Origin of the sequence: Acinetobacter courvalinii, assembly GCF_014635545.1 — a bacterium.
Taxonomy (GTDB): Bacteria; Pseudomonadota; Gammaproteobacteria; order Pseudomonadales; family Moraxellaceae; genus Acinetobacter; species Acinetobacter courvalinii.
The window spans coordinates 80,664-91,574 of record NZ_BMDA01000008.1; the positions used below are offsets into that span (position 1 = coordinate 80,664).

At 42.6% G+C, this 10,911-nt stretch carries 11 protein-coding genes and 1 rRNA gene; 5 read left to right on the plus strand and 7 right to left on the minus strand.

What is annotated here, in order from left to right; all coding sequences use genetic code 11:
- Positions 1 to 26 precede the first annotated feature (26 nt).
- The 4 genes from IEV39_RS17995 to IEV39_RS18010 form a co-directional block, all read right to left on the minus strand.
- A complete protein-coding gene (locus IEV39_RS17995; protein ID WP_005281131.1) occupies positions 27 to 2,294 on the minus strand; it encodes a TonB-dependent siderophore receptor in 2,268 nt (755 codons plus the stop codon).
- A gap of 193 nt (positions 2,295 to 2,487) precedes the next feature.
- The gene (locus tag IEV39_RS18000; protein ID WP_005281134.1) at positions 2,488 to 3,696 is read right to left on the minus strand and encodes an MFS transporter; all 1,209 of its coding nucleotides are present in this window, start codon (positions 3,694 to 3,696) and stop codon (positions 2,488 to 2,490) included.
- Positions 3,697 to 3,774: 78 nt separating this feature from the next.
- Positions 3,775 to 5,028, minus strand: coding sequence for an esterase-like activity of phytase family protein (locus IEV39_RS18005; RefSeq protein WP_005281136.1), 1,254 nt, complete (start codon positions 5,026 to 5,028; stop codon positions 3,775 to 3,777).
- A 150-nt stretch (positions 5,029 to 5,178) separates the two neighbouring features.
- Positions 5,179 to 5,586 carry a helix-turn-helix domain-containing protein gene (locus IEV39_RS18010; RefSeq protein WP_005281139.1) on the minus strand — a complete coding sequence of 136 codons (408 nt, stop codon included), beginning with the start codon at positions 5,584 to 5,586 and terminating at the stop codon, positions 5,179 to 5,181.
- An 80-nt stretch (positions 5,587 to 5,666) separates the two neighbouring features.
- On the opposite strand from IEV39_RS18010, the gene IEV39_RS18015 reads away from it, so the two are divergent.
- The 5 genes from IEV39_RS18015 to IEV39_RS18035 all read left to right on the plus strand — a co-directional run bounded on the left by IEV39_RS18015 (position 5,667) and on the right by IEV39_RS18035 (position 8,723).
- Positions 5,667 to 6,158: a DUF2938 domain-containing protein gene (locus IEV39_RS18015; RefSeq protein ID WP_005281142.1), complete on the plus strand. Its 492-nt coding sequence runs from the start codon at positions 5,667 to 5,669 to the stop codon at positions 6,156 to 6,158.
- Between the two features lie 10 nt (positions 6,159 to 6,168).
- Positions 6,169 to 6,744: a flavodoxin family protein gene (locus IEV39_RS18020; protein ID WP_005281145.1), complete on the plus strand. Its 576-nt coding sequence runs from the start codon at positions 6,169 to 6,171 to the stop codon at positions 6,742 to 6,744.
- A complete protein-coding gene (locus tag IEV39_RS18025) occupies positions 6,741 to 6,959 on the plus strand; it encodes a DUF2798 domain-containing protein (protein WP_005226294.1) in 219 nt (72 codons plus the stop codon). Before IEV39_RS18020 ends, IEV39_RS18025 begins: the two co-directional genes overlap by 4 nt.
- Before the next feature lie 326 nt (positions 6,960 to 7,285).
- The gene (locus tag IEV39_RS18030; RefSeq protein WP_005281148.1) at positions 7,286 to 7,849 is read left to right on the plus strand and encodes a lytic transglycosylase domain-containing protein; all 564 of its coding nucleotides are present in this window, start codon (positions 7,286 to 7,288) and stop codon (positions 7,847 to 7,849) included.
- Positions 7,850 to 8,180: 331 nt separating this feature from the next.
- Positions 8,181 to 8,723, plus strand: coding sequence for a lytic transglycosylase domain-containing protein (locus IEV39_RS18035; protein ID WP_050560205.1), 543 nt, complete (start codon positions 8,181 to 8,183; stop codon positions 8,721 to 8,723).
- Between the two features lie 65 nt (positions 8,724 to 8,788).
- On the opposite strand, the gene cysK is transcribed toward IEV39_RS18035, so the two are convergent.
- The 3 genes from cysK to rrf form a co-directional block, all read right to left on the minus strand.
- On the minus strand, positions 8,789 to 9,790 hold the full coding sequence (gene cysK / locus IEV39_RS18040; RefSeq protein ID WP_005281154.1) for a cysteine synthase A: 1,002 nt from the start codon (positions 9,788 to 9,790) through the stop codon (positions 8,789 to 8,791).
- A gap of 128 nt (positions 9,791 to 9,918) precedes the next feature.
- Positions 9,919 to 10,641 carry an AAA family ATPase gene (locus IEV39_RS18045; RefSeq protein WP_005281157.1) on the minus strand — a complete coding sequence of 241 codons (723 nt, stop codon included), beginning with the start codon at positions 10,639 to 10,641 and terminating at the stop codon, positions 9,919 to 9,921.
- A gap of 163 nt (positions 10,642 to 10,804) precedes the next feature.
- Positions 10,805 to 10,911, minus strand: a 5S ribosomal RNA gene (rrf, locus tag IEV39_RS18050); the annotation flags it as partial.

Genomic DNA, 10,911 nt, shown 5'->3' on the forward strand with positions numbered 1-10,911 from the left:
ATCACAATCATCCATGCGATTGTATTTTAAAACTTAGCGCGGAGGGTTAATTTCATGTTCCGTGGCTCGCCATAACGATTCGAGTCTGTTGTTAAATATGAATAATATTTTTTATCCAAGACATTATTGGCATTAACAGCAATCGTAATATTTTCACTCAATGGATAGCTTGCCATCAAATTAACCAGTGCATAGCCTTCCTGTTTTGCAGGTTTAGAGCCATAACGTCCGACTAACCACTCACTTTGATAATTTACTCCACCACCCACAGTTAAGTTGTTGGGTAACTTATACGTCGCAAATAACCGAGCAATATGTTCAGGTGTAGTTTCATTGAAAGTTTGGCCCTGCTTGGCGATATCTTTTTTATATTCTGTTGTATTGTAGGTATAACCTGCTGAAAGATTTAAATTTGGTAATACTTCTCCACGTAATTCGGTTTCAATCCCTTCACTGACTACCTCTCCAGCAGAAACATTACAATATCCTTCTCCACCATTAAAGGCACACTGCCCTTTACTACTCTGATCCTGAATAGCTCGATTAATTTGATTTGTTCTAAAAGCTGCAATTGATGCGATCAGTTTATCGTCATTAAAGCTTCCTTTCACCCCGATTTCGTAGACATTACCCTGAACTGGATCAAGCAATTTTTCATTACGATCTTTGACATTTTGCACAACGAAGGTATCTGTGAAACTCGCATAACCCGTATACGTATCATTAAAATCATAAGTTAGGCCCACATAAGGTGTCCAAATATTATCTTTTTTATAATGAACGGCACGACTGTCGACAAATTTACCCGTCACATTACTTTGGTATTCTGAATCATATTTAAAATTACTTTCTCGGACACCCGTAATCAACTTGAGTGAATCAGCCAAGTTCCAACGTGTCGTCAGATAAAGGCCTGTTTGCTCAGTATGTACGTACGAACGGCCGCCATCTTGATCGTAACGTGGCGCGGCATAAGGTAGACCATAAGGATCAAAGTCAAACACATTCACTTGCATTTGCTCAACACCAACAGGTTTGGTACTGGCTTGGCGATCCCACAATGAACCATCTGCCATCAGGGTATCCCAGCTAGTCCATTGTCCAGGTATATCACTTTTCTGATGATTAATCCCCGCAACTAACTCATGTTCACGGCCTAACAAGTTAAATGCACCTTTAGTAAAGAAATCAAATACATCAAGTTGCTGATTATAACGATAGCCATATTTGTTGATCGTCGCCTTCGGATTACTCTTATCAATCGCACCTGTACTAGCAAAGGCAAGGCTGGTAAAGGCCATGTCCATATCAATATCAGCTCTTAAATAACTCCCCTTCACCATCCATCCATTTTCGAACTGGTGGGTCAAATCAATAAAGGCTTGGCTATTTTTCTTATCCCAAAAGTCTCGATAATCACAACCACAGTTATCTCGATCCAGTCCAATATCAGATCCATCTGAATAACGAGGCAAACTGTTCACTGGCACCGCATGTTCTTTCTGTTGGGAATAGCCAAAATTAAGTAAAGTATTTTTTGTCAGATCTGCACTGATAATCCCGTAAAGTAAATTACTATCGCGCGTAACGGCTTTCATCCATGAATCACCATCTTGATAAGCTAAAACCAGTCGCCCTCTAATTGTTCCTGATTCATTTAAACGGTTGGAAACATCGACTTCCCCACGGACTGTATTCCATGATCCATAACTCACTGCACCGCTAGCATGTAAATCAGCCGTTGGCTTTTTACGAATCAGATTCACCGTACCTGCTGGTTCTCCTGAACCTTGCAACAAACCAGCCGCCCCCCGTAAAACCTCAACACTTTCCAACATAGCCATATCGGGTTTTGACGAAGCGACATTGGTTGCATTGACGGCAACACCATCATACTGCATCAAATTAGAGTTCCAGCCATCCCCCATGTTGAACCCACGTATCGAGAAGTTGGTTCGTTCAGTATTGTCCCCCGTTAGAATAATCCCTGTAGTATTTAATAAAGCTTCCCCTAGATTCGTTGCCCCCATATCTTCCATTTGTTTTTGTGTAATCACCGAAACCGACTGAGGGGTTTCCTTAACGCTTAAATTGAGTTTGGTCGAAGTACTGGCATTTTTCTTGGTGTAATTATTCTCCAATGAATCATCTGCTGTAACTACAATTGTAGGCAAAATATTTGTGGGTGCTGTTGCCTCCATGGCAGCATAGGCTGTTCCAACCCAACACGTATAAAGTGCCAGATAAATTGCACTTTTTGGAAAAATTCGATATTGAGAGATAGAACGATACATAAGATTCTCCATCTAAAATGAGAATCATTATCTTTATATTTTACAATTAAACAACGGTTATGTTCATATTTTATGCATTATTTTCTACTTTACCTTATCAATACTTTCAATAAAGGAGGTATCAACTTTTGTTCACACATCACAATCAGATTTAAAAAATCTGGATCAATGATAAAATTTAGGACCTCTCTTTCTATTCTGAAACAGCCCTAGACTTCAATCTTAATGCCAGAAAAAGACCAAAGATTAAAAACACCACAACCATCAAAGTGATGCCCATCCAGCCAAAGTTTTCCCAGACCAGACCACCGCTACTGCCCAATAAACTTGAACCGATGTAATAGCAGAGCAAATACAGTGAAGATGCGACTGCACGGTATTGCACGGCCTGCACAGAAACCCAGCTACTGGCAGTCGAATGCGCGGCAAAAAATGAAAAAGTAAAAATAATCAGCCCGAGCAGAATCGTCCATAAAGATGGAATTAAAGTAATCAACAGACCCAGCATCATGGTAAGTAACAGCACCGGTAACACCTTATCACGCCCATATTTAAAGCCCCATTTGGCAGCCTTGGGTGAACTATAAATCCCGGCCAGATAAGCGATCGAAATCAGGCCAATCCAGGTTTGTGATAAATGAAAGGGAGCTTCCAGCAAGTGATAACTAATATAGTTAAATACAGTGACCAGACAGCCCATCAAGATAAATCCTTGGGCAAACAGAATCCGTAATTTCGGATCTTTTAAATTCTGCTCAAACGCCGCCTTAAAACGGGAAAAACGGAATGGAAAGGGCTTGAAATGCTGTGATTTGGGAAGTAACAGATAAAATAGACAGGCGATAATGAAATTGATAAAACCAATTGCATAAGTTGCTGCTTGCCAAGAGATAAAGTCAACCAGTACTCCTGCAATCAACCGTCCCCCCATGCCGCCAATGGCTGTACCTGAAATATATAGCCCCATCGCAAAGCCAATATCTTTTTGCGCAATTTCTTCACCAATATACGTCATCGCCACCGCAGCCACGCCGCTGACCGCTAGACCAATAAAAACACGGGTGGTCAGGAAAATTTCCCAAACGGGAAACGACGCACTCAGCAGTAATAAAATCGAGACCAGAAATAAGGCAAATACCATGATCGGCTTACGCCCAAAACGATCAGAAATAAAACCGGTGAATAGCAGGCCAATCGCAAGCGCAATGGTTGAAAAAGACAGCGGGAAACTGCTGTGGGTAGGCGTCACATGAAAGAATTCTGCAAAAATCGGCATCATCGGTTGAACACAGTACAACGATGAAAATGATGCAAAACCGGCAAAGAACAAGGACCATAAAATCGCAGTAAACGATTTTGAACCATACTCGATATGGGTTGGGCGCAACACTGATTCAGACATGAGGACTCCTTATGCCCAATCAGTATACGCCTTCAGCCGAAATGCGGAATGATCATTTCGGCGATTTTGACCGAATGTTTAAAATAATGCTTTAGGCAGACGAATCTGAATAATTTCATTGTCGTCGGCAAGTTTGGCATTGCGTCCCGATGAACCCGGGAAATTATTGTCATTCAATACCGTCAAAGTCGTGCCATTTTCAATGATGACATCTTCAATGGTCTCAAATGGAAATGCAAAAACTTTACCTGTTCCAATATCCCCTGCCCGCACGGTGCCGTATAGAGCATCTGGATTGGCAATCTTCATCAAGTCGACCAGATCTTCACGCGCTACTGTTTGTTTAGGCTCATTGAACTTAATCCGGATCAGTTTTTTATATCCGCCTAGATTATTCTGGCTCACATCCCGCTCGATAATGATGCCTTCTTTGTCATTAAACAATTGGAAATCGCCAATATTGGTGGCTTTGCTGTTCAGCTCAAACCAATAATAAACACCGGTATAGGCTTTTTTCTGAAGGTCAAACTGGGAAATCAGTAGTCGGCCAGTTGCATCATTCAGTAAAGGTTTTTCCAGCAAAGGATATAAATACTTGCCATCTGGTGAAATTGCCATGCCCTCGAAGCCACTACTGCGCCCCACCAGAGGCTCAACATAATTGATATTGGCTTTATTGAGCTGGTTTTGTGGGGAACGTAATTCTTGTGCCGGATTCAATGGATTTGGCAATCCAATCGGCGCATCGAGCAACACACCTTGTGCCGAGAAGTGCAGCAGATAAGGACCAAACTCGTCGCCAATCCAGTAGCTTCCATCCGCAGCACGTTGCATCGATTCAGGATCAAAATCCGCCCCAGTCAACAAACGCTCTGCGGTATTGCCATTCACAATCTCAAAAGGAATCAGTTTATTGGGATCACGTAGCTGGACAAAACTTTGCACAGCCACTTGCCCTGTGCCTTTAGCTTTGCTTTTAAAGTCTGCTTTGATTTTATAAATACGTAACAAGAAATCGGCTGAATTGTCCTGTGTGCCAAAACCGTTATCGGCCATGGCCATATAACTACCATCCGCATTTTTCAAAGCGGCAGAAAAGCCTTGTACTGGCTGCCCTTTAAATGGCGGATAAATTCCATTGGCACCACTCACGGCTTTACCCGAGTCGGGGCCAGCCGCATAAGTTGCAACATCAAGTTTGGCAAAAGAGACTAAAGTAGGCTCGGTAACTTTCTCTGTGGGTGTGGTCTGATCTTGTTTATTATCATCGTTACAGGCACTGAGTCCTAAAGCTGTACTGCACAATACGGCCAATAAAGTTTTCTTATTCATGGTTTTATACGCTTGGTCAAAAATTACGCCAATTTAAGCAAGCTTTGATGACATTTTTACTGCAATCGCATGAACTCTTTATGGCGAAAAGATGACAATGTAACCCAACATTTTGTTTTATAAATTACGCTAACGATCGCCTATCCAGTCTTACTCAAGTTTGATCGGTCGATATACACCCGCAATCGCGGCTTTTAAAAAGTTTTGAAAAGTTGGGCATTGCATATGATTTTCTGCAGGGCATACCGCAGCATGTCTCAGTCCCTGGCTGATAAAATCCAAGCGCTGGATCATTTGTTGCAATTGTTCAGCTTTCTCATTCAGCATGGCGCGATCCAGTTCAGGCTGACCATTTTCGCCAAACATCTGTGCAATTTCATTAAGGGAAAAACCTGCCGCCCGCCCCAAAGCAATCAATGCCAATTGATCCAGAACCTGCTTGCCATATTGTCGGCGTAATCCATGACGGCCTATTGATTTGATTAAACCTTTTTCTTCGTAAAAGCGTAAGGTTGAGGTGCTCACATGGGCCCGCTTCGCAACTTCTCCAATATCCATAAATACCCCTTGACTTCAAGTTGACTTGAACTTGCACACTATCTTTATCGCGTTTTACGCAAAAAAGATCAAGGTGAAAAATGGAAACTATGGAACTGTTATTTCAAATCCTATGTTTAGGTGTCGGTGCCACAATCATGATGGATATGTGGCTATTGCTATTAAAAACACTCAACCGCCCAAGCTTAAATTTTGCTTTGTTGGGCCGTTGGTTGGGCTGGATGTTTCGAGGCAAGTTCATCCATGCCTCGATTGCGCAAAGTCCTGCCATCCGACAGGAATATGCCTTGGGTTGGCTGGCACATTACAGTGTCGGCATGCTGTTTGCCTTCAGCTTTGTGCTGATTGTTGGAGAAGCGTGGTTACGACAATCTCAATTTAGCTCTGCTTTTATTTTCGGCGTGATTACAGTGCTCATTCCCTTCTTAATTATGCAACCAGCTATGGGGGCAGGCCTTGCCTCAGCTAAAACAGCACAGCCTCTGCGCAACTGTCTACGCAGCCTGATCAACCACGCTATTTTTGGCTGCGGTTTATATCTCAGCGCTCAATTGCTTGCATTATTTCACTGAGAGATCAATCATGAAATCGATTGCCATTATTTATCATAGCCGTCAGGGCCATACCCAGTTTATTGCCCAACAGATTCAACGCGGTATAGCGCAAGTTGGACAGATTAAAACTGATTTATTCAGCGCTGAGCAGTTAATGTCTCAACCCGAATTACTCTGTCACTATGACGGACTGATTTGGGGCTCCCCCACCTATTTGGGTGGTGTGTCAGGCGCATTCAAACAATTGATGGATGCCACAGGGCCTTTATGGAAAAAACAAGCCTTTAAAGGAAAATTAGCCGCAGGATTTACCGTTTCCTCACTGCCCGCAGGGGATAAGCAATCTACACTGATTTCACTTTTCACCTTTTCGATGCAACACGGTATGATATGGGTCGGTAACCCTATTTTACCCGAGCAACATCAAGGGGTTCCGTATACGCAAGCAGCCAATCGACTCGGCTCATGGACTGGGCTTATGGCACAAGCTGAACATGCCAGTGCAGCAGATGCCTTTGATTTTGGTGATATTAAAACTGCTCAGCTATTTGGACAAAATTTTGCATTCAGCTTAAGTGCATATCAAGGAGTGATGATCACGTGAAAGCAGCAAGTCTTTTATTTCCATTGGTTCTGTCCTGCATGATGTCTTTTTTAATTTCTGGCATCACCACATTAAAGGCAGTCGGTTTTATCGATCATTTCTTTGCCATGTGGATGTCAGCATGGATCGTGGCATGGATGTTTGCCTTTCCTAGCGTATTGGTCTGCGCACCGATTGCACAAAGGTTGGTAGGATGGATTCTAAAGAAACGCTAATTAGTACTTTGTAAGCAAAAGCCTACAGTAACTGTGGTCATTGGCGAATATCCCTAGAGAGATAGATTCACTAAGATATGAAGCATAGAGAGACAGGATGTCTCATTCAGAATAACAAGAACACAGGATGTGGTCGTTGACAGGAGTTGGCGGCAAGAAACCAAATATGAAAAGCCTCGACAGGATGTCGGGGCTTTTTTATTGTCCTTGAGTTTGTTTGAATACAAAAAAAGTAAACGATTTAACTTACGATTCTGCATTGACTCCCTGTGGCTTGCTACCTACTATCCGCATGTTTTATATATGATGGTCAGTCTTGTTTTACGATGATAATTTACAACAAATTTTGCTTTTCTCGGTTCCAAATCACTTTTGCCAAATTGAGTGTCGTCCTTTTCATTAGCTATTTAACCGCTGCCTGTACCAGTACTCAAGGCCCTTCGGTACGTCAATCTCAACAATTTGCAACAGGAATCCAGAACGCCTACTCCGTTGCGCCGAGCACGGCTAATCGCGTTGCTCCAATCATTCTCAAAACTGCTGAACGACATAACATTTCTCCGCATTTACTCGCTGCACTGATTCGTCAGGAATCCAGTTATCGCACGTTTGCCCGCTCCTCTGCGGATGCAGTGGGCTTAACGCAGGTCCGTCCAAAATTCTGGCAACAGTTTTGTCCAGGTGATCTGTATGATGAACATATCAATATTAATTGTGGTGCCTATATTCTGGCGAACTACTATCAATCTACTGGAGACTGGGCAAAAGCCTTGGGTTATTACAATGTGGGTCCGACAGGCTATCGCAGAAGCCCGTATATGCGCCAACAGGCTGAACGTTATGCCAGCTCGGTCAAACGACATGAACAGTCCTTGAAAGAAGCTTTATAAACCTTGTCGGTAAAAACCTACACCGGTTAGCGTCATTGGCGAATGTCCTCATCATCTTGCATTCATTAATATAGGACTCATACAGGGACAGGACGTCTCATTCAGAACAATAACAGCACAGGATGTGGTCATTGACAGGAGTTGATGGCAAGAAACCCAATATGAAAAGCCTCGACAGGATGTCGGGGCTTTTTTATGTTCCGTTTAAAAGAATGAATACGGTAAAACAACTGCTATTGACTCCCCTAAACCGAGTGCATACCATCCTAATAATTTTATTCTGTCTCGGGTCTTGGTTTTGCAAATCGTCTCTACATCAACTGATCAAGGTATGACTTCTCACGCGCTCGGTTCACTTTTTTTAAAGCTCAGCCTTGTCATTATGGCAGTGAGTCTTTCCGCGTGTAGTAGCTTAAGCGGATCATTTGCAAATCGCTCGAATCAACTCTCCTCAGGCTTACAAAACGCTTATTCTGTTTCACCCAGCACAGCCAATCGTTTATCACCGATGATCATTCAAAGTGCTGAGCGTTATGATGTATCGCCGACTTTACTGGCCGCGCTGATTCGCCAGGAATCCAATTATAATAGCGCTGCCCGCTCACCAACGGGGGCCATTGGTTTAACCCAAATCATTTCCAGTCATTGGAATCAGGCTTGCCCAGGCAATCTTTATGATGAAAATGTCAACATTAACTGTGGCGCGCATGTTCTCTCGACCTACTATCGATCTGCTGGTAGCTGGTCCAAAGCCGTGGCCTATTACAATGTTGGCCCAACAGGCTATCAACGTAGCTTCTGGACACGACATAAAGGTAAAAAGTACGCCCGCTCGGTGAAACGCCATGAAAAAAACTTGAAAAAAGCCTTATAAAAAATACAGTAAAAATGAAAAAACCATGCGCTTAGGCATGGTTTTTTATAACTTGAACAATAGATTTAGGCTTCGTCAAACAAACCTTCAAATAAGACTGAAGATAGGTAACGTTCACCGCTATCCGGTAAGATCACCACTATGGTTTTGCCTGCATTTTCAGGACGTTCTGCAATTTGAGCTGCCGCCGCCAATGCTGCACCACTGGAGATACCGACCAGAATCCCTTCTTGAGTTGCACACTTTCTTGCCCACTCAATGGCATCCGCACTATTCACAGGGACAACTTCATCTACCAAATCCAAATCTAAGTTCTTCGGAATGAAGTTGGCGCCAATTCCTTGAATTTTATGCGGTGCCGGGGTAATGCTTTCGCCATTTTTGGTTTGAGTAATGATTGGAGATTCAGCCGGTTCAACTGCAACTGAATACAACGGCTTATTCTGAACTTGCTCAAAATAACGAGAAATTCCAGTAATGGTTCCGCCTGTGCCGACACCCGCCACTAGAATATCAACTTGTCCATTGGTTGCCTGCCAGATTTCAGGGCCTGTGGTATCAACATGAATTTGAGGATTGGCTGGATTTTCAAATTGTTGCGGCAAGAAATATAGTTCTGGATTTTCCGTAGCTAAACGCACAGCTTCATCTACTGCACCTTTCATTCCTTTAGCAGGCTCAGTTAAAACCAGATTTGCACCTAAAGCTTTTAAAACCTTTCGGCGCTCCAGACTCATACTTGCGGGCATGGTTAAGGTAATTGGATAACCTTTTGCTGCTGCAACAAAGGCTAAGGCAATCCCTGTATTACCACTGGTCGGTTCAACAATATGCATGCCAGCTTTCAGTACACCACGTTTTTCTGCATCCGCAATCAAAGCAGCGCCAATACGACACTTCACTGAAAATGCAGGGTTACGGCTTTCAACTTTTGCCAGTACTGTTGCACCCGTTTTAATCAGACGGTTGATACGCACTAAAGGTGTGTTCCCAATGGCTTCGGCATTGTTTGAATACACTGCGATCCCTAGGTTGGCTGGTGCTGGAAATTGCTGATCAGTTGACATGTTATTTCCTTATTAGATTTGGAGTGATTCTCAATCATTATAGGCTTGTGGAGCGAGGAGGAAAGTAGAAAACATATAAATTATAGAAAATAAATATTTTTCAAAAAGTTAAATAAGATAACTCTCAACTACTGCTCCAAAATTTGCGTTATTCTCTTTTGATAATTATTCAAAAAATCCTTTGTTACCCGAAAATGTTCCGTTTCTTCATAGCTTATTTGTTTGATACCCGATTCCGAAAACTGGTAAATTTTTGCATTTGGATACGCCAGAAGAATAGGTGAATGGGTTGCAATAATAAATTGGGATTGTGCCTGACATAAGCGATCTAACACGGATAGCGTGGTCATTAGCATGGTCGGTGATAAAGCGGCTTCCGGCTCATCCAAAAGATATAAGCCTCGCCCTTTTAATTTCATGGTTAATAACTTTAAAAACCCCTCTCCATGAGAGCGTGCGTGTATGTCTCCACCGTAACCTGCCAGATAATCCAGTTCTTTCATATAAGTCGCCACGTTATAAAAACTTTCGGCCCTTAAGAAGTAATAATCCTGAGGCTTCTTAAAACTTTTTATTGTGCGCAGAGATTGATATAAAACAGAGCTGCTGGTCGCCGTATTCAGTTGCACATTGCGTGTCCCTCCTTCTTCCGAAAAACCTAATGCCAGTGCCAATGCTTCGAGAATCGTGGACTTTCCCGAACCATTTTCCCCAACAAAAAATGTAACGTCGGGATGAAACTCAATATTTTCCAAATCATTGACTGCTGGAATAACATAGGGATAACTGGCCCAGTCTAAACTTTCTGGAGCTTTCAGCTTTACGGCTCTGATATAAGGTCTTTCTTGCATGAGGCTATTAAAAATCTATTTTCTGTAGCATGCTGGATTTTGAGCAACAATAACAGACTCATTTGAGTCTTAACGTCTTGGTTTGACGCTTTTCTTATTTATAAAAATTTCCCACAATAAAAAACACCCCCTAACGTTAGTTAGGGGGTGTTTCATATTTAAAAGCTGGCGATGACTTACTCTCACATGGCAAGTGCCACACTACCATCAGCGCTAAGAGGTTTCACTTCTGAGTTCGGGAAGGGATCAGGTGGTTCACTCTTGCTATTG